Here is a 16,956-nt window from a genome sequence, read left to right on the forward strand (position 1 = left end):
ACCGCGTCGCCCTGCATGTCGCCCGAAGCTCACCCAGTGCCGCGTTGCAACCCGGCCACCGTGCGGCGCAGCTCCTCCACCTCCTGCTGCAGGGTGAAGACCATGCGCAACAGCATGGCCTGCATCTCCGCCTCCGAGGGCAATGGCGCCTCGCGCAGCGGCTGGGTGAGATCGAAGGGCTGCTGGCCCTGGGCTTCCAGCATGGTGTTCAGCGCCGCGGTGTCGGCGGCGTAGGTCTCGCGGATCGCCGCGAGGTCGGCGGCGCTGGGCATCACATCTTCAAGCCGCGGCACCAGGGGCGGGGCTTGCAGCAGGCCGGTGTGGCGCCACGCCTCGGTGAAGCGGGAAGCGCGCACCGGCTCGGTGAAGCCCGAGTTGAAGGCCAGCCAGGCGGCCAGCAGGCTGGCGTAGGGTCGGTCATTGTCCCGCACGCGTTGCAGCCCGGCCTCGACTGCGAATTCCTGCAGGAAATCCGTCACCACATCCGGGATGGCGTCGAAATTTCGCAGCAACAGGCGAGGGCCGAAGGCCTCGGCCCAGATCTCCGCATCTTCCCGCAGGGCGAAGCTGCGGTGGCGCGCCCACTGCCCGAAGGGCTGCACCGGGCCCCGGTTCGACTTCTCCTTGATGCCCCACTGGACATAGGCGCTGCGCATCCAGCCATCGATGCGGCGCAGGTAGCAGACGATGCGGATGTCATAGCCTTCCGCCCGCAGCCTCCGCAGCGCCGGCAGGACGAAGGCGGAACGCTTGAAGATCCATTCATTCGACCAGATCGCCTGGACGATGCCTGCCTCGCTGAGGGCGTCCAGCGCCTCCACCAGCAGACCGTACAGCGCCTCGCTCTGCGCCGCCGGGTCGGAGGCGGTGAAGAAGGCGTCGGAGCCGGTGGGGGACTGCCAGGCGCAGCGCTGCGGCCCGGCATATTCCAGCATCAGTCCGAGATAGGCGACGCCGCGTTCCCACAGCGCCGCCCGCCCGGCTTTCAGCGTCTCCTGGATCGAGGAGGAGCCGGTCTTGCCCATCCCCACATGAACGAAAAGGCGTACTGTCCTGCCACGGCCGGAGGCTGGTGGCGGTGTGGTCATCGCCCGACGGCGTAGCCCTGCATGCCGCGCGGATTGGCGCCTGCGAACAACTGCCCATCCGCCTCCTGCCGCGCGCCGGTCAGCCTTCCCTCGGACCAATCGCCGCCGACATCCACCAGATGGCCGCGCGCGGTCAGCAGGCGGGCGACTTCCGGCGCATAGCGGCCTTCCAGCACCACCTTGCCGGGGCGGGCAACGCGCGGCCAGAAGCTGCTCGGCCAGTGTTCGGTGTGGAAGGCGGGCGCGTCGATCGCCTGCTGGATGCCCATGGCGTGGTCCACCATGCGGGTGAACATGATGGGCTGCCACTGGTCCTGCTGCTCGCCGCCCGGCGTGCCGAAGCTCAGCCAGGGGCGGCCATCCTTCAGCGCCATGGCCGGCGACAGGGTGGTGCGCGGCCGCTTGCCCGGCTTCAGCCCGTTCGGCAGGTTCTCGTCCAGCCAGAACATCTGCCCGCGGGTGCCGAGGCAGAAGCCCAGGCCTGGCACCGCCGGGGAAGACTGGAACCAGCCGCCGGAGGGTGTGGCGGAGACCATGTTGCCCTGGCTGTCGATGACGTCGATGTGGCAGGTATCCGCGCCCGAGACGCCGAGGCGGGCCACGGTGGGCTCGCCGGCACCGGGCGCGCGGGTCAGCAATTCCATCCGGCTGACCGCGTCATGATCAACCCAGGGGGTTGCCATGCCGGGCAGGGTGCCAGGGCGGAGGTCGAGGCTTGCGGCCTCGCCCACCAGCTTGCGGCGTTCCGCGGCGTAGTCGTCGGACAGCAGATGGTGGATCGGCACATCGACGAAATCCGGGTCGCCGTAGAAGGCCTCGCGGTCCGCGAAGGCCAGCTTCATGCATTCGATGACGGTGTGGGCATATTGCTCGCCCAGCGGGTCCATCCCCGCCAGGTCGAAGCCTTCCAGCAGCGCCAGCGTCTGCAGCATCGCCGGCCCCTGGCTCCAGACGCCGCATTTCAGCACAGTGTGGCCGCGATAGTCGCGCCGCAGCGGGGCTTCCTGGCTGGCGCGCCAATGGGACATGTCATGCGCCGTCAGCACGCCCTTGTGCCGCTCACCGGAGGCATCGAGCAGCGCCTCCTTGGCGAAGAATTCCCCGATCGCCTCGGCGACGAAGCCGCCATACCAGGCGTTGCGCGCCGCATCGATCTGCGCGACGCGGTCATGGCCAGCCGCCTCCGCCTCCCGCAGCACACGCTCCCACGTTTTCCCCAATGTCGGGTTGGCGTAAAGGCCGCCGGCAACCGGGCCGCCGTTCCGCAGCCAGATTTCCGCGCTGGTCGGCCATTCGGTTTCGAACAGCGGCTTCACCGTGTTCAGCGTGGCGACCACGCGCGGCACGTAGTGGATGCCGCGATGCGCGTAGCCGATGGCGTAGGACAGCACATCGCGCAGTGACCAAGTGCCGTAGTCGCGCAGCATCAGCGCCCAGGCATCGAAGGCGCCAGGCACCATGGCGGGCAGGAAGCCGGTGCCGGGGATGAGGTCCAGCCCCAGCTCGCCCTTCACATACGCCACGCTCAGCCCGGCCGGCGCCACGCCCTGGCCGCAGATCACGCGCTGGGCGCCGGCCTTGGCGTCGTGGATGATGATCGGGCAGTCGCCGCCCGGGCCGTTCAGGTGGGGTTCCGCCACCTGCAAGGTGAAGCCCGCGGCCACTGCCGCATCAAAGGCATTGCCGCCGCGCTCCAGAACCGCCATGCCGACCTGCGAGGCGATCCAGTGGGTGGAGGCGACGACACCGAAAGTGCCGGCGATTTCGGGGCGCGTCGTGAACATCTGCGGGTTTTTCCGTCTGGCGGCTTGAGGCTGGCGATAGGCGCAGGCAGAAGCGTCACGGTCAATATTGCGGTGCGGGACAAGAATGCTGGTACCGGTGGTCGGGCCCTCCGGGGCGGGCAAGGATACGTTGATGGAAGCCGCCCGGCTGCTGCTGGCGCGCGATACCCGTTTCATCTTCGCCCGCCGCCATATCACCCGTCCCGCCGAGGCGGGCGGAGAAAACCACTTCCCGATCAGCGTCGCGGAATTCCGCCGGATGGAGCAGGAAGGCGGCTTCGCCCTGTGGTGGGAGGCGCATGGCCTGCTCTACGGCATCCCTTCCGCCATGGAGGTGGCGATGGCGGAAGGTCGCGTCGTGGTGGCCAACCTGTCCCGCACCGTGCTGGCGGAGGCCGCGGCGCGCTACCCGATCCGCATCCTGAACATCACCGCGCCGCCATCCGTGCTGGCGGCGCGGCTGGCCGCCCGCGGCCGCGAATCGGCCGCCGATATCGAGGCCCGCCTGGCGCGGGAGGCCGGACTGCCCGCCGACCTGCAGGTGGAGACCGTGCAGAATGACGGCAGCGTGGAACAGGGCGTGGCGCGCGTGCTGGCCGCCCTCAACCGAGCAGCGGCAGACGCTCGGCCAGCAGGAAGGGCGCAGCTGGCCCCGCCTGGGTGAACAGGCAGATCTCCGTCACCCGGCGCGGCAGGGCCGGCACATCGCCCAGATGCGCGGCCAGCGCCGGGCGAACCACGGCCAACTCCGCCGCGTTCAGCCGGCGGCTGAGGGTGACGTGGAACCACCACTCCTCGAAGACATAGTGATAGCCCCAGCGGTGCAGGTTTTCCCGCTGCCGTTCCGTCATGCGTTCGGGCTTGCGGCGGGCGATCTCGTCTTCCGTCGGCGGCACGCGATGCGCATCGAGCCCGGCGACGCAGGCATTGCACAGCGCCTGGAACTCCGCCGAAGGTTCCGTTTCCAGCAGCGCCAGGAAGCCTTGATGTTCGCCCAGATGCAGCGGCGGCAGGGCGAAGGGCCGGGTTCGCAGCGCCAGCGCCATCGCGTCCTGGCGCAGCGCGGCATAGCTGGTGGCGATGCGGAAGGGCGGCTTCATCGTGCCATGCAGGCCGTAGATGCGCGCGGTCGCCGTGATCTCCGCGATATCCAGGCCGGGCAGGGCGGGCTGCGCCAGGGTGGCGCCGGTCTCGGTATCCCGGCCCAGCCACTGCGAGCCGAGCTTGTGCAGCGGGTCTTCGAGGCGCGGCGCCCAGTAGATTCCGGCGCGCATCAGGCGATCCGCTCCCCAGCGCGCCACACCTTCCGCACCACGGCATGGCCCTCATGCGGGCGGATCTGCACCAGATCGGCGCGCAGCCCGGCCTCCAGGCGCCCACGATCGTGGAACCCCGCCATCCGCGCGGCGGTGTCCGTGATCATCGCGATGGCGGCCGGCAGCGTCGTGTGGCCCTGGCCGGCGGCGAGCCAGGCGGCCTCCACCATCGCGGGCGGCACATAGTCGCTGGCCAGCACATCCACCGCCTGGTCGTGCATCAGGTCGGAGACGGCGACATTGCCCGAATGGCTGCCGCCGCGGACGATGTTGGGCGCGCCGGCAATCACCTGCACACCCAGCTTCTTCGCGGCCTGGGCGGCCTCCAGCGTCACCGGGAATTCGCTGATCATGATGCCATCGGCTGCATTGCGCGCGATGCCTTCGGGGCTGTCATCGTCGTGGCTGGCCAGTGGAAGGTTGCGGTAGGCCACGCGGTCCAGCAGCCAGCGGCGGTTCGGCTCCAGCAGCCTGGCGCGCTGCTCCAGCAATTCGGTGATGCGCTGTTCCACCTGCTCCGGCGTCTTGCCGCCGCGGATGCGCATCTGCCGGTAGCGCTCCATGTCCCGGTACTGGCCGATGCCGGGGGAGTGGTCCATCAGGCTGACCATGCGGACCAGCGGATGGTCAGCGGCCATCTCCACCAGTTCCTGCATGTCGGAAGCGGGGATTTCGCAGCGCAGATGCAGGAAGTGGTCGGATTTCAGCAGGCCGGTGCCGGTCAGCGCGTCCAGATCCTTCATGCCCTCCACGAAGGTCTGGGTGCGGCCGACATCGAAGCCGAGATCGCCGAGGCACAGCGCATCCAGCACCGTGGTCACGCCGGCGGCCGCCGTCTGGCTGTCATGCGCCAGCATGGCCGACCGCGAGGGCCAGCGCGCCGTGGCGCGCGGCTGTACCTGGCGTTCCAGATTGTCCGTATGCACATCGACGATGCCGGGGATCAGATGGTCGCCATCGAGGTCGATGGCGCCGGGGGCGTGGCTTCGGCCGGGCTGGATCTCTGCGATGCGGTCGCCACGGATCACCAGCGTGCCGGGCAGAACCTCGCCCGGCAGAACCAGCAGGGCGTTGGTCAGAATCATCTCGGAGGTCATGCGGCGTCCTGGATTGGCAAAACTTCGAACAGGCGATCGGCCACCTGCTCGCGGATTTCGGTGTCGTGGAAGATGCCGATCAGCGCCGCGCCACGGGCCTTGGCCTCGGCGATCAACTTGACGACCACCTGGCGGTTCACCGGGTCGAGGCTGGCGGTCGGCTCATCGAGCAGCAGCACGGGATAGTCCGCGGCGAAGCCGCGCGCCAGGTTGATACGCTGCTGCTCCCCGCCGGAGAAGGTGGCGGGCGGCAGGCCGTGCAGGCGGGGCGGCAGGTTGAGACGGGTCAGCAGTTCCGTGGCGCGCGCCAGCGCCTGTTCGGCCGGCACGCCACGGGCGCGCAGCGGCTCCGCCACAATGTCGCGGGCGCCGATGCGGGGAATGACGCGCAAGAACTGGGAGACATAGCCCAGCGTCTCCCGCCGTATCTCCCGCACCAGCATCGGATCGGCAGCGGCGAGATCGACCAGCTCGCCGCGGTGGCGGATAAGGATGCGCCCCGAACCGGCGCCGTAATTGCCATAGAGGCAGCGCATCAGCGTGGATTTGCCGGCGCCCGAAGGCCCCGTCAGCGCCACGCATTCGCCGGGGCGCACCTCGAAATCCACATCGGCGAGGACGGGGATGCGGACATCGCCTTGCAGGTGGAGGCGAAAGGCCTTGGACAGGCCCTCGGTGGCTAAGGAAACACTCATGCCGCCAGCACCGAACTGACCAGAAGCTGCGTGTAGGGGTGCTGCGGGTCGTCCAGCACGCGATCCGTCAGCCCGCTTTCCACCACCACGCCGTGCCGCATCACCAGCATCCGATGCGCCAGCAGGCGCGCTGCGGCGATGTCATGCGTCACGATCAGCACGGCAAGGCCGAGATCGGCAACCAGGGCACGGATGAGGTCCAGCAGCCTTGCCTGGACCGAGACATCGAGGCCGCCGGTTGGCTCATCCATGAAGACCAGTTTTGGGAGTGTCACCAGCGTTCTTGCGATCTGCAGGCGCTGCTGCATGCCGCCCGAGAATTTGGCTGGCACCTCATCCATCCGCGCCGGGTCGATCTCCACGCGGGTCAGCCAATGGGCGGCCTGGTCGCGGATGTTGCCGTAGTGGCGGGCGCCGGTCGCCATCAGCCGCTCGCCGATATTGCCACCGGCGGAGACCGCCATGCGCAGCCCGTCGCGCGGGTTCTGATGCACGAAACCCCATTCGGTCCGCATCAGGCGGCGGCGCGCGGCCTCCGACATGCCGAGCACGTCCTGGCCGAGATAGGACACCTCGCCCGCATCCGGGCGCATCAGGCCGGAGAGCACGCGCAGCAAGGTGGTCTTGCCGCTGCCGGATTCGCCGACGATGGCGACCACCTCGCCGGGATGGATCTCGAGGTCCACGCCATCTAGCGCGGCGATGCGGCCGAAGCGGAGGGTCAGGTCCCGCGCGGTGAGAAGGGGGGTGCTCATTCCGCCGCCGCCTTCACAGCCTGCCGCTCGGCACAGAAATCCGTGTCCGAGCAGACGAAGATTCGCCCACCCACATCATCCGTCAGCACCTCATCCAGATAGGTGTCGCGCGACCCGCACAGCTCGCATGAATGCGGCGCGCGGATGGGCCGGAACGGGTGGTCGTCGAAATCCAGGCTCTTCACGGATGTATAAGGCGGCACCGCATAGATGCGCTTTTCCCGCCCCGCACCGAACAATTGCAGCGCCGGCATCTGGTCCATCTTCGGATTGTCGAAGGCCGGGATCGGGGAAGGCGACATCAAGTAGCGGCCATTGACCATCACCGGATAGCTGTAGCTGGTGGCGATGTGGCCGTGGCGGGCGATGTCCTCGTAGAGCTTCACATGCATCAGCCCGTAATCGGCCATGGCGTGCATCCGCCGCGTTTCCGCGATGCGCGGCTCCAGCCGGCCGAGCGGCTCCGGGATCGGCACCTGGTAGACCAGGATCTGATCTTCCCGCAGCTTGCGTTCGGGGATGCGGTGGCGGGTCTGGATGATGGTGGCGGCTTCGGTGCTTTCCGTGGTGGCAACGCCCGCGGTACGGCGAAAGAAGGCGCGGATGGAGACGGCATTGGTGGTGTCGTCGCTGCCCTGGTCAATCACCTTCAGCACATCGGTGGGGCCGAGCACCGCCGCCGTCACCTGGATGCCGCCCGTGCCCCAGCCATAGGGCAGCGGCATCTCGCGCGAGCCGAAGGGCACCTGGTGACCGGGGATGGCGACGGCCTTCAGGATGGCACGGCGGATCATCCGCTTTGTGCTCTCATCCAGATAGGCGAAGTTGTAGCCGCTCACTTGGGCACCTCCACGGATGCCCGCCCAACGCTTTCGCGCATCGTCCGGACGTTCTCGAGCTCCGACTGGAAATCGACGTAGTGCGGCAGCTTCAGATGTTCGACGAAGCCGGTGGCTTCGACATTGTCGCAATGCGACAGCACGAATTCCTGCTGCTGCGCCGGGGCCTCCGCCGCCTCGCCCAGTTCCGCCGCGCGCAGGGACCGATCGACCAGCGCCATGGACATCGCCTTGCGCTCGCCATGACCGAAGACCAGGCCGTAGCCGCGGGTGAATTGAGGCGGCTCCGTCCGGCTGCCCTTGAACTGGTTCACCATCTGGCATTCGGTGACGGTGATGTCGCCGAGGTCGATCTCGAAGCCGAGCTCCGGCGGCGTGAAACCAACCGCCACCTCGCCCATGCGGATTTCGCCGACGAAGGGGTGGTTATTGCCGTAGCCGCGCTGGGTCGAATAACCGAGCGACAGCAGAAATCCCTCATCGCCCCGCGCCAGCGCCTGCAAGCGCAGGGACCGGTCGGCGGGGAAGGCGAGGGGCTCCCGGGTCAAATCGCCCGGCTCCGCGTCGCTGCTTGTCTCGCGCTGCATGAGCCCTTCGCGCGCCAGCATCTCGGTGACGCGCGGCGTGGGTTCGTTGCTGGCCGCCGCCTCGGGCGTCCCGCTTTGCACATGGCCCGCGGCAGCCAGGGAAAAATCCAGCAGGCGGTGGGTGTAGTCGAAGGTCGGGCCGAGCACCTGGCCGCCGGGCAGATCCTTGTAGGTGGCGCTGATGCGGCGCTGGATGGCCATGGCGTCGGTGTCGAGCGGCGCACTGGCGCCGAAGCGGGGCAGGGTGGTGCGATAGGCGCGCAGCAGGAAGGCGGCCTCGATGAGATCGCCGCGGGACTGCTTCACCGCCAGCGCGGCCAGGCCCCGATCGTGGCAGGACCCCTCCGCCATCACCCGGTCTACCGCCAGGCCAAGCTGCGCCTCCACCTGCGCCGCCGTCAGTTCCGGCAGCGCAGGGTCGCCACGGCGGGTCTCGTCCAGCCACGCATGGGCGGCGCCGATCGCCCGCTCACCGCCCTTGGTCGCGACATACATGGCTCAGCCTTCCTCGATCGCGACGCTGCGCGGCAGGGCGGCGATGGCATTGCCCGCGCAAAGGATCACATCCACCCCGCAGGGTGTCCGGGCGCGGTTCGCGGCCCAGTCGGCCACGAAGTTTTCGGGCGCGCCGGTGACCTTCAGGCGGTGTTCGTCCCGGATGCCCGGCCCTCTCAGTCGCCAGCCGCGGCCTTCTTCCAGCGTGGTGACGTCCAGGATCAGCGTTGTACCGCGCTCCGGCTCCTCCTCATTGCCCGGATCGAGCGCCAGCAGCCCGGCCGCGGGGTCCAGCACGAACTGCGCGGCACCGGCTGCCACCAGCGGCGCGCCGCAATGAAAGCGCGCCCAGGCCTCGGCTTCGGGGCCGGCATGAAGGCAAAGCCGTGTCTCGGCATCCACCAGGGTCAGCAGCACGGCGGCGGCGGCGGGGGACAGGCCCGGCGGCAATTCGGGCAGGTTCGGCACGCGCTGCACCTGGCCGGGGCGGCTCATCGCCTGGAGCACGGCGCGGAAGCTGGCCTGGGCGTCCAGCACAGGGTCGGCGAAGCCGGGGAAGGTGGTGCCGGAGGCGCCCAGGGCGTTCATGCTCATCGCATCTGGGTCATGGTGAAGAACTCCACACGCGTTGCCGCGGCCTTCCGGGCCTGGCCAGCGCGACGCTCGGCCTGGGCACGTTCCAGCGGCGCGATCACCGCCGCCTCCAGCACGGGGGCGCGCGCCGGGTCCTGCATCAGCGCATCCAGCAGCGCGGCCAGTTCGGCCTGGCGCGTATCACGACCGGCGACATAGCCATGCCCCACCGTGCCATCGGCCAGCCGCACCGCGCAGCGCGTGACGGTCATCTCACCCAGGTTGAAGGGCGCGCCATCCCCGCCGGCGCGGCCGCGCACCATCACCAGCCCGGTCTCCGGCCCCCGCAGGCGGCTGTGCTGCGGCAGGCCGGGCAGGGGTTCCAGCCGCGCGGCGATGTCCTCGGCCTGGGCGCGGGCCAGGATGGACATCCAGCGCCGGCGTTCGGGAAGATCGGGAAGGGGGCTTGGGGGTTTTTCGGTCATGGGATGCTCGATTTGTATAGACAACTAGTCATCCGCCCCGATAAGGTCAAGCAAAACTCGCACAAGGCGACCGGGAGGGGTTTGAATTTTAGATGACGAACCAGCCAGCAAGGGGCCATCCCCATTCATGACGGACGACCCGAATGCGCCCGAAGCCCTGCCCGCCAGCGGTCTGCTCCCCGGGGGTCTTCTAGCCCGGGGCCAGGGTGTCGCGCTGTGGCGGCAGATCGCCCAGCGGCTGGAGCGCGACATCGCGGGCGGCACCTACGCCCCCGGCGGCCGCCTGCCGACGGAGGCTGACCTCGCCGGCCAGTACAACGTCAACCGCCACACCGTGCGCCGCGCGATGGAGGAGCTGGAGGGCCGCGGCCTGGTCCGCATCGAGCAGGGCCGCGGCAGCTTCGTGGCCGAGGATGTGGTGGATTACAGCCTCGGCCCGCGCACCCGCTTTTCCGAGATCATCCGCCGGCAGAATCGCGAACCGGGCGGGCGAATCCTGCGGGTGGCGGAGATGGCAGCGGAGACCGGGCTGGCCGAACAGCTCGGCATCCGGCGCGGCCGACCCGTGATCGTGGTGGAGCGCCTGTCGCTTTCCGATGGCCGGCCGCTGGTGCTCGGCACCCACCATTTCCCGGCGACGCGCTTCGGCCGGCTGCCGGAGCTGCTGCGCGCGGACCCCTCCATCACCAATGCGCTGTCCGCCTGCGGCGTGCCGGATTACCGCCGCCGCATCACCCGCATCACCGCCCGCCTGCCGACGCCGGAGGAGGCGGAACTGCTGCAGCAATCCCGCAACCGCCCGGTGCTGGTGACGGAGGGCATCAACACCGACCCGGCGGGGGAGGTGGTGGACCTGACCATCGGCCGTTACGCCGCGGGCCGGGCGCAGCTTGTCGTGGAGTCGTGAACTTGGCTTGGCTGATCGAGGGCGGCGATGCCCTGCTGGATGGCGCGCTGCGCCCGGAACCGGTAGCGCTGGCGGAGGGCATGGTGGCCGCCACGGCGCCGTCAGCCGCGCGACACTTCGATGCCAGCGGGCTGCATGTGCTGCCCGGCCTGGTGGACATCCATGGCGACGCGCATGAGCGGCAGATGCAGCCGCGACCCGGCATCGGCTTCCCGCCCGCGCTGGCGATGCGCGATTCCGCGACGCAGCTTCTGGCCGCCGGCATCACCACCGCCTGCCTCGGCGTGACCCTGTCCTGGGAGCCAGGGCTGCGCGGCATCGCCGCCTGGCGCGCCACCTTGGCGGCGGTGGAGGCGCTGCGTGGGCAGGGCGGCTGCGACATCCGCATCCATTGCCGGTTCGAGGCCGACAACCTCGACGTGGTGGAGGAAGTCATTGGCGACATGGCCGCCGGCCGCGTCGCGCTGCTGGCCTTCAACGACCACACGCCGAACATCGTGAAACGCCTGTCGGACCCGGCCAAGGCGGCCGCCTATGCCCAGCGCGCCGGCGTCTCGGTGGCGGAGTTCGGCGCGCTGGCCGGGCGCGCCACGGCGCGGCGGGCGGAGGTTCCGGCGGCCCAGGCCCGACTGGCGGAGGCCGCCCGCGCCGCCGGCATCCCGATGCTCAGCCATGACGATTCAACCCCCGAAATCCGCGCCGGCTTCCGCGCCCTCGGCGCGCGCATCTGCGAATTCCCGGTGGCCGAGGCGGTGGCCCGGGCGGCGCGTGAGGCCGGGGAGCCTGTCGTGATGGGCGCCCCGAATGTCGTGCGGGGCGGTAGCCATCTCGGTTGGGGATCGGCCGCGCCGATGGCGGAACAGGGCCTCGTGACCATCCTGGCGTCTGACTACTACTGGCCGGCGATGCTGGAAGCCGCCTTCGTCATGGCCGGCCGCGGCGTGCTGGACCTGCCCGGCGCCTGGGCGCTGGTGTCCGCCAACCCGGCGGAGGCGGCGGGCCTGACCGACCGCGGGCGCATCGCGCCGGGCCTGCGCGGCGATGTGGTGGTGGTGGATCTGGCGCGACGCGCGCCGCTGGCCACCTTCTGCCAGGGCGAACTCGCGTGGCTGGCGGCGGAGGCGGCGGGGCGGGTCGGCTGACCGGCGTGAGGCTGCCTAGCCTCCGTCTGCATCCTCGGTGGGCAATTCACAACGATTGTGGATATGCGTTGCCGCCACCGCCGCCTGGCCCATGGCGGTGACGATCTGGTCCAGGCCGCGCACCACATCTCCGGCGGCGGAGAGGCCCTTCACGCTGGTCTGGTTGTGCGCATCCACGACCAGCGCGCCCTTCTCGTCATGCTCGGCGCCAAGGGCGCGGCCGAGGCCGGAGCGGTAGGTCAGGCCGAGCGCGGAATACAGCACCTCGAAGCGATGCTCCTGCCCGCCGGCCTGCAGCGAAACGACGCGGCCCTCGGCAATGTCGAGGCCGGTGACGGGCTCTGCCACAACGCGGATGCCGTGATGCGCCGCGAGGTCACGCTCGGACTCGTCCAGCGGGGTGCCGAGGGTGAGCAGGGTGACGCGGTCCGAATAGGTGCGGGCGATGAAGGCAGCCTCACCCAGGCCGCGCGCGCCATGGCCGATGACGGCGATGCTGCGGCCCCGCGCCTCGTAGCCGTCGCAGATCGGGCAATAGCGCACCAGGCCCCGGCGCACGGCATCCGGCACATCCGGCAGGTCGGGCTCCACATCCACCGCGCCGGTCGCCAGTAGCACGCGACGGGTGAGGGCCTCGGAGGGTCCATCGTCCGTGTCGATGCGGGCGGTGAAGCCGGACTCCGTGCGCTGCAGGGCGGTGACCTCGCCCTGGCGGATGACGATGCCATAGCGGGCCAGGTGGTCGCGCTGGAGGGTCAGCAGCTCCGGCCCGCCAATGCCCTCGGCGAAGAAGGGGATGTTGTGGCTGGTGGGGATCCAGGCGGCGCGTGGTGCGCCGGAATCCACCACCAGCACGCGCCGCCGGAAGCGGGCGAGATAGAGCGCTGCGGTCATCCCGGCGGGGCCGGCGCCGACGATCAGGCAATCATGGAGGTCTTCGGACATGCCCCTGCAACGCAGGCCGGCCGCATCCGTGCTGGTTGCGGAGGCGGATCATGCGGGCGGGGTTGGCGGTGCCAGCTTTGCCTGGGACGCACGATCTTGAGATTGGAGAACCCACACGCGGATCGGCTACTCCCGGGCAAGGAGAAAACGGATGATTTTCCAAATTGTGCCGGCCATGCTGATGGTTGTGCTGCTGCCCCTGGCCGAGGCCCGCGCCCAGGCCGACCATCCCCTTGTCGGCCGCTACGAAGGTGCCACCCTGCGCGACCGGGCGGAGGAGGCCTTCACCGCCTATCCACGGATCATCGGCTTCGAAAGCGGCACGCCGCTGATCGAACTGCGGGAGGGAAGGTTGACCCGCCTGGCCTATGACAACCCCCCGGGCCGCTCGACGCTCGAGGTCCTGCGCAACTACCTGGCGGCGCTTCAGGCCCGGCCGGGCTTCCGGCTCGACTGGGAATGCGCCGGCCGCGCCGACTGCGGCAGCACCGCGCCGACGCCGCAGGGGCGGGGCTGGAACGGGGTGAATGGCATGAATGTCGGCGCCGGCGGCGATGTCCGCTACGCCACGGGCCAGATCTCAACCGGGACGACGGAGGCCTACATCGCCATCGGCGTCACGCCCCGCCGCACGCTTGTGCATGTGCTGGAGGTGGCGCCGATGCGGACGCAGATGGCGTTCCCCCGCGCCGCGACGCCCGCCCCTGCGATACCCGATGCCGCGCTGCCCGATGCCGCAATCCTGGCGGCGGAGCTGGCGCGCCTTGGCCGCGTCACGCTGCCCGGCGTGTTCTTCGACCTCGATGAGCATACGCTGCGCCCGGGAACCGATGCGGCCCTGACACAGGTCGCCGGCCTGCTGCGTAGCCAGCCTGGGCTGCGGCTGCGCGTGGAGGGGCACACGGATTCCCAGGGTGATGACGCCTACAATCTGGCCCTGTCGCAGCGCCGGGCGGCGGAGGTGCGCCAGGCCCTGATCGAGGGCTACGGCATCGATCCCGCGCGGCTGGCAGCGCGAGGCCTGGGCGAGGAACAGCCGGTGGCCGACAACGCCACACCGGAAGGCCGCGCGCGCAACCGGCGGGTGGAGCTGGTGCGGTACTGACGGGGCGGCCTCAGCCGGGCGAGTCGCGCGCCCGCCGGATGGCCGCCTGCGCCATCGCATCCAGCGCATTCAGGAAGCGCGACTTGTCGGCGCCCGCCATCGGCGCCGGGCCGCCGCCCATGCCCATCTCGCGCAGATGCTGGGACATGGCGCGGCCGGCCAAGGCGCTGCCGATGTTGTTCTCGGTCCAGGGATGGCCCTTGAAGTTCAAGGCGAAGGCGCCCTTGGCCAGGCAGCGTGCGGCGAGGGGGATATCGGCTGTCAGGCAGATATCCGTGGGCGTCGCCGCATCGGCGATCCAGTCATCCGCCTTGTCCGCGCCATCGGTGACGATGACGATCCGCGTGCGCCCGCCCGGCGGCCGGATGGGGCGGGAGCCGTTGGAGATGAAGATCGTCTCGAAGCCGAGCCGCCCGGCGACGCGCAGGATTTCGTCCCGCACGGGACAGGCATCGGCATCGACCAGGAAGCGCGGTTCGTTGTTCACCTAGAAGCAGTAGCGGGCGGCAGTTCCATCGCATAGGTCTCAAGCGCCGGCACGCTGCGGATCATGCGGCGATCGGCCAGGAAGCGGGCGAAGCGTTCATAGCGGTTGCGGTCCAGCGCGCCGGGGCTCAGCGAGAAGCGGTTGGCCGTGCTGGCGAAGGCGCGGCGGTTCAGTTCGTTGTCCAGCTCGCGCCGCGGGCCGGCGATGAACATGCGCCAGGATTCCTCCGGGTTGTTCACCAGGAAGTGGGTCGCGGCCTCCGTCGCATCAATGAAGCGGCGCAGCGCCGGGTCCTGCACGCGGTCCCGATGGGCGATGTAGATCAGCTCGTCATAGGCCGGCGTGCCGTATTGCTCGGGGAAGAAGGCGCGGCCGGGGCGGTTCTCGATGTCGAGCTGATGCAGCTCGAAATTGCGGAAGCCGCCGAGAATGGCATCCACCTGACCCGACATCAGCGCCGAGGACAGGCCGAAATTCACGTTGATCAGCCGGATGTCGGAGAGCGAGAGGCCCACCGTCTCCAGCATCGCGCCCATCGTCACTTCCTCGAACCCGGCGACGGAGTAACCCACGCGCTTGCCGCGTAGATCCGCCAGGCTGCGCACCGGGCCATCCCGCAGCACGGTCAGGGTAGAGAGCGGCGTGGCGACCAGCGTGCCGACGCGCATTAGAGGCAGGCCTTGGTCGATCGCGAGGTGCAGGTTCTTCTGGTAGTACACGCCGATATCGGCGCGCCGCGCACCCACCAGCCGCGGCGGGTCGTTCGGATCGGCCGGTGCGATGATCCGCACATCAAGGTTCGCGCGGGCGAAGTCGCCGCGTTCCTGGGCGATGATGATGGGCAGGTGGTCCGGGTTGATGAACCAGTCCAGCAGCACCGTCAGCGGCGTCGGCGCCGGCTGCGCGAGTGCGGGAAGTGGCGCCAGCAGCAAAGCCAGCCCAAGAAGAAGGCGCTTCATGTCGTGACCTTTTCGGTGAGGAGGGAATCGGGCTGCCACGGGATCGCCCGGCGCAGCAGCCAATCGGTGGTGAACCAGAGCGCCAGTGCCATCAGCATCAGCACGAACAGCGCGGCGAACATCACATCGGTCTGGCTGCGGCCATTGGCGTGCAGCATCAGGTAGCCAAGCCCCGCCGAGGCGCCGACCCATTCGCCGACCACCGCGCCGATTGGCGCGACGGCCGCCGCGACGCGCAGGCCGGAGGCGAGCGCCGGCAGCGCCGCCGGCACCCGCACCCGCCACAGCGTGGCCAGCCGCCCGGCGCCCATCGTGGCGGCGAGGTCGAGCATCCCCGGCTCCGTCCGCCGCAGCCCGTCATAGAAGGCGGTGGCGACGGGGAAGAAGATGATGAGGGTGGCCATCGCCACCTTGCTCGCGATGCCAAAGCCCAGCCACAGCGTCAGCAGCGGCGCGATGGCAAACACCGGGATGGCCTGGCTGATCAGCAGCAGCGGCAGCAGCCAGCGCCGCCCCTCCCGCCACGCGACCAGCACCAGCGCCGTGGTGATGCCGAGCAGGGAGCCCAGCGCCAGGCCGAGCAGGATCTCGGTGCCGGTGATCAGCGCGTGGTGGAGAATGCTGTCCCAGCGATCGACCAAGGCGAGTGCCACACGGCTCGGCGCCGGCAGTAGGAAGTGGGGCACATCGGTCAGCCAGACGAAGCCCTGCCACAGCAGCACCAGGCCGAAGGCTGCGAGAAATCCGCGGATCATGCCACCGCCTCCGCCAGCCGTTCCAGCAGCGCAGCCTGGGCGGCGAGCAGGGCCGGGTCGCCGGCGGGGCGCGGCGGCACACCCGCGGGAACGGGCACCGCCACCGGCACGGCCGGGGTGCCCGTCAGCACAAAAATCTGGTCGGCCAGGCGCAGCGCCTCCAGCGGATCATGCGTCACCAGCAGCACGGTGCGGCCGGCCAGAAGCCGGGCGGAGAGGGATTGCATGCGGTGGCGCGTCGGCGCGTCCACGGCGCTGAACGGCTCATCCATCAGCACCAGGGGCCGGTCTTCCATCAGCGTGCGGGCGAGGGCCACGCGCTGGCGCATGCCGCCGGAAAGCTGCGCCGGGCGCTTTGCCGAATCCGCGGGCGCCAGGCCAACCTCGGCCAGCATGGCCCGCGCCCGCGGCAGGTCGGGCGCCTGGCCGCGGAGATGCGCGCCGAGGGTGATGTTGCCCAGCACGTCCCGCCAGGGCGCCAGAAGGTCCTGCTGCGCCATATAGGCGACCCGCCCGGCCAGCGCCGCGCCATCCTCGGCCTGCACGGTGCCATCCGCCGGCACCGGCAGCAGCCCCGCCACCAGCCGCAGCAGTGTGGATTTGCCGGACCCCGAAGGCCCGAGCAGCGCGGTGGTCCGCCCGCCCGGCACGAGCAGGTCGAGCGCGCCCAGCACGGGTTGCCCCCCAAGCGAGAGGCCACGCGGCAAGGCAATACGGAATCCGGGTGAATCAAGGCCGAGCACGACACCGTTCCCTTCGCCGGCATGACCCGGATCAGGTTCGTGGGGTCGCGGGGACTGCCCCGCCTCTCAGCCCCCAATGGGCTCCCCCCGATGACGGTCAGATGTATGCGGTGCCCAACGACGCGTGGCAAGACCCGTGCAGCCGCCCGGATTCGTCCCCCTCTCCCGCTTGTGTAGCCTGCGGAACATATGCGGGTTC

Annotated in this window: 19 protein-coding genes and 1 riboswitch; of the genes, 4 read left to right on the forward strand and 15 right to left on the reverse strand. The window is 70.0% G+C overall.

Annotated features, from left to right (window positions below):
* Positions 1–29: 29 nt before the first annotated feature.
* Complete coding sequence (locus tag ACFHNC_RS03905; protein ID WP_437167900.1) at positions 30–1,025, reverse strand: hypothetical protein; 996 nt, start codon at positions 1,023–1,025, stop codon at positions 30–32.
* Positions 1,026–1,084: 59 nt separating this feature from the next.
* The gene (locus tag ACFHNC_RS03910) at positions 1,085–2,872 is read right to left on the reverse strand and encodes a gamma-glutamyltransferase family protein (protein WP_437167901.1); all 1,788 of its coding nucleotides are present in this window, start codon (positions 2,870–2,872) and stop codon (positions 1,085–1,087) included.
* 133 nt (positions 2,873–3,005) lie between these two features.
* Between ACFHNC_RS03910 and phnN the strand changes: the two genes are divergently transcribed.
* The gene (phnN, locus tag ACFHNC_RS03915) at positions 3,006–3,536 is read left to right on the forward strand and encodes a phosphonate metabolism protein/1,5-bisphosphokinase (PRPP-forming) PhnN (protein ID WP_437167902.1); all 531 of its coding nucleotides are present in this window, start codon (positions 3,006–3,008) and stop codon (positions 3,534–3,536) included.
* Here phnN and ACFHNC_RS03920 read toward each other — a convergent pair.
* Genes ACFHNC_RS03920 through phnG form a run of 8 tightly spaced genes read right to left on the reverse strand, consistent with a single transcriptional unit; the run spans position 3,475 to position 9,714 of the window.
* Positions 3,475–4,146 carry a DUF1045 domain-containing protein gene (locus ACFHNC_RS03920; RefSeq protein WP_437167903.1) on the reverse strand — a complete coding sequence of 224 codons (672 nt, stop codon included), beginning with the start codon at positions 4,144–4,146 and terminating at the stop codon, positions 3,475–3,477. The two genes, phnN and ACFHNC_RS03920, sit on opposite strands and share 62 nt — an antisense overlap.
* Complete coding sequence (locus ACFHNC_RS03925) at positions 4,146–5,285, reverse strand: alpha-D-ribose 1-methylphosphonate 5-triphosphate diphosphatase (protein ID WP_437167904.1); 1,140 nt, start codon at positions 5,283–5,285, stop codon at positions 4,146–4,148. Before ACFHNC_RS03925 ends, ACFHNC_RS03920 begins: the two co-directional genes overlap by 1 nt.
* Positions 5,282–5,980: a phosphonate C-P lyase system protein PhnL gene (gene phnL / locus ACFHNC_RS03930; protein WP_437167905.1), complete on the reverse strand. Its 699-nt coding sequence runs from the start codon at positions 5,978–5,980 to the stop codon at positions 5,282–5,284. The genes ACFHNC_RS03925 and phnL overlap by 4 nt, the downstream gene beginning before the upstream one ends.
* Positions 5,977–6,735 carry a phosphonate C-P lyase system protein PhnK gene (gene phnK / locus ACFHNC_RS03935; RefSeq protein WP_437167906.1) on the reverse strand — a complete coding sequence of 253 codons (759 nt, stop codon included), beginning with the start codon at positions 6,733–6,735 and terminating at the stop codon, positions 5,977–5,979. Before phnK ends, phnL begins: the two co-directional genes overlap by 4 nt.
* The gene (locus ACFHNC_RS03940) at positions 6,732–7,574 is read right to left on the reverse strand and encodes an alpha-D-ribose 1-methylphosphonate 5-phosphate C-P-lyase PhnJ (RefSeq protein WP_437167907.1); all 843 of its coding nucleotides are present in this window, start codon (positions 7,572–7,574) and stop codon (positions 6,732–6,734) included. Before ACFHNC_RS03940 ends, phnK begins: the two co-directional genes overlap by 4 nt.
* Positions 7,571–8,656: a carbon-phosphorus lyase complex subunit PhnI gene (locus tag ACFHNC_RS03945; RefSeq protein ID WP_437167908.1), complete on the reverse strand. Its 1,086-nt coding sequence runs from the start codon at positions 8,654–8,656 to the stop codon at positions 7,571–7,573. Before ACFHNC_RS03945 ends, ACFHNC_RS03940 begins: the two co-directional genes overlap by 4 nt.
* Before the next feature lie 3 nt (positions 8,657–8,659).
* Positions 8,660–9,250 (reverse strand): phosphonate C-P lyase system protein PhnH, encoded by a 591-nt coding sequence (gene phnH, locus ACFHNC_RS03950; protein WP_437167909.1) that lies wholly within the window; start codon positions 9,248–9,250, stop codon positions 8,660–8,662.
* The gene (gene phnG / locus ACFHNC_RS03955) at positions 9,247–9,714 is read right to left on the reverse strand and encodes a phosphonate C-P lyase system protein PhnG (RefSeq protein WP_437167910.1); all 468 of its coding nucleotides are present in this window, start codon (positions 9,712–9,714) and stop codon (positions 9,247–9,249) included. The genes phnH and phnG overlap by 4 nt, the downstream gene beginning before the upstream one ends.
* Before the next feature lie 127 nt (positions 9,715–9,841).
* Between phnG and phnF the strand changes: the two genes are divergently transcribed.
* Positions 9,842–10,621 carry a phosphonate metabolism transcriptional regulator PhnF gene (gene phnF, locus ACFHNC_RS03960; RefSeq protein ID WP_437167911.1) on the forward strand — a complete coding sequence of 260 codons (780 nt, stop codon included), beginning with the start codon at positions 9,842–9,844 and terminating at the stop codon, positions 10,619–10,621.
* Positions 10,622–10,623: 2 nt separating this feature from the next.
* Positions 10,624–11,763 carry an alpha-D-ribose 1-methylphosphonate 5-triphosphate diphosphatase gene (locus ACFHNC_RS03965; protein WP_437167912.1) on the forward strand — a complete coding sequence of 380 codons (1,140 nt, stop codon included), beginning with the start codon at positions 10,624–10,626 and terminating at the stop codon, positions 11,761–11,763.
* A gap of 15 nt (positions 11,764–11,778) precedes the next feature.
* Here ACFHNC_RS03965 and ACFHNC_RS03970 read toward each other — a convergent pair whose 3' ends face one another.
* Positions 11,779–12,708 carry an NAD(P)/FAD-dependent oxidoreductase gene (locus tag ACFHNC_RS03970; RefSeq protein WP_437167913.1) on the reverse strand — a complete coding sequence of 310 codons (930 nt, stop codon included), beginning with the start codon at positions 12,706–12,708 and terminating at the stop codon, positions 11,779–11,781.
* Positions 12,709–12,859: 151 nt separating this feature from the next.
* Between ACFHNC_RS03970 and ACFHNC_RS03975 the strand changes: the two genes are divergently transcribed.
* A complete protein-coding gene (locus ACFHNC_RS03975; protein WP_437167914.1) occupies positions 12,860–13,813 on the forward strand; it encodes an OmpA family protein in 954 nt (317 codons plus the stop codon).
* Positions 13,814–13,823: 10 nt separating this feature from the next.
* On the opposite strand, the gene ACFHNC_RS03980 is transcribed toward ACFHNC_RS03975, so the two are convergent.
* The 4 genes from ACFHNC_RS03980 to ACFHNC_RS03995 are packed head-to-tail and all read right to left on the reverse strand — an operon-like array spanning position 13,824 to position 16,721.
* The gene (locus ACFHNC_RS03980; protein ID WP_437167915.1) at positions 13,824–14,300 is read right to left on the reverse strand and encodes a YaiI/YqxD family protein; all 477 of its coding nucleotides are present in this window, start codon (positions 14,298–14,300) and stop codon (positions 13,824–13,826) included.
* Positions 14,297–15,259: an ABC transporter substrate-binding protein gene (locus ACFHNC_RS03985; protein ID WP_437167916.1), complete on the reverse strand. Its 963-nt coding sequence runs from the start codon at positions 15,257–15,259 to the stop codon at positions 14,297–14,299. The genes ACFHNC_RS03980 and ACFHNC_RS03985 overlap by 4 nt, the downstream gene beginning before the upstream one ends.
* Entirely contained in the window at positions 15,256–16,014 is a 759-nt protein-coding gene (locus ACFHNC_RS03990; RefSeq protein WP_437167917.1) for an ABC transporter permease, read from the reverse strand. The genes ACFHNC_RS03985 and ACFHNC_RS03990 overlap by 4 nt, the downstream gene beginning before the upstream one ends.
* Entirely contained in the window at positions 16,011–16,721 is a 711-nt protein-coding gene (locus ACFHNC_RS03995) for an ABC transporter ATP-binding protein (protein ID WP_437167918.1), read from the reverse strand. The genes ACFHNC_RS03990 and ACFHNC_RS03995 overlap by 4 nt, the downstream gene beginning before the upstream one ends.
* A 26-nt stretch (positions 16,722–16,747) precedes the next feature.
* Positions 16,748–16,855, reverse strand: a riboswitch (TPP riboswitch).
* Positions 16,856–16,956 lie beyond the last annotated feature (101 nt).

The sequence above is a fragment of the Falsiroseomonas sp. E2-1-a4 genome, from assembly GCF_051433165.1.
Lineage (GTDB): Bacteria > Pseudomonadota > Alphaproteobacteria > Acetobacterales > Acetobacteraceae > Falsiroseomonas.

Coding starts and splice junctions, on each gene's coding strand:
- ACFHNC_RS03920 (WP_437167903.1), bottom strand. CDS start 4,146: ATGCGCGCCGGAATCTACTGGGCGCCGCGCCTCGAAGACCCGCTGCAC.
- phnH (WP_437167909.1), bottom strand. CDS start 9,250: ATGAGCATGAACGCCCTGGGCGCCTCCGGCACCACCTTCCCCGGCTTC.
- ACFHNC_RS03990 (WP_437167917.1), bottom strand. CDS start 16,014: ATGATCCGCGGATTTCTCGCAGCCTTCGGCCTGGTGCTGCTGTGGCAG.
- phnG (WP_437167910.1), bottom strand. CDS start 9,714: ATGACCGAAAAACCCCCAAGCCCCCTTCCCGATCTTCCCGAACGCCGG.
- phnF (WP_437167911.1), top strand. CDS start 9,842: ATGACGGACGACCCGAATGCGCCCGAAGCCCTGCCCGCCAGCGGTCTG.
- ACFHNC_RS03985 (WP_437167916.1), bottom strand. CDS start 15,259: ATGAAGCGCCTTCTTCTTGGGCTGGCTTTGCTGCTGGCGCCACTTCCC.
- phnK (WP_437167906.1), bottom strand. CDS start 6,735: ATGAGCACCCCCCTTCTCACCGCGCGGGACCTGACCCTCCGCTTCGGC.
- phnN (WP_437167902.1), top strand. CDS start 3,006: ATGGAAGCCGCCCGGCTGCTGCTGGCGCGCGATACCCGTTTCATCTTC.
- ACFHNC_RS03975 (WP_437167914.1), top strand. CDS start 12,860: ATGATTTTCCAAATTGTGCCGGCCATGCTGATGGTTGTGCTGCTGCCC.
- ACFHNC_RS03970 (WP_437167913.1), bottom strand. CDS start 12,708: ATGTCCGAAGACCTCCATGATTGCCTGATCGTCGGCGCCGGCCCCGCC.
- ACFHNC_RS03925 (WP_437167904.1), bottom strand. CDS start 5,285: ATGACCTCCGAGATGATTCTGACCAACGCCCTGCTGGTTCTGCCGGGC.
- phnL (WP_437167905.1), bottom strand. CDS start 5,980: ATGAGTGTTTCCTTAGCCACCGAGGGCCTGTCCAAGGCCTTTCGCCTC.
- ACFHNC_RS03945 (WP_437167908.1), bottom strand. CDS start 8,656: ATGTATGTCGCGACCAAGGGCGGTGAGCGGGCGATCGGCGCCGCCCAT.
- ACFHNC_RS03905 (WP_437167900.1), bottom strand. CDS start 1,025: ATGGGCAAGACCGGCTCCTCCTCGATCCAGGAGACGCTGAAAGCCGGG.
- ACFHNC_RS03910 (WP_437167901.1), bottom strand. CDS start 2,872: ATGTTCACGACGCGCCCCGAAATCGCCGGCACTTTCGGTGTCGTCGCC.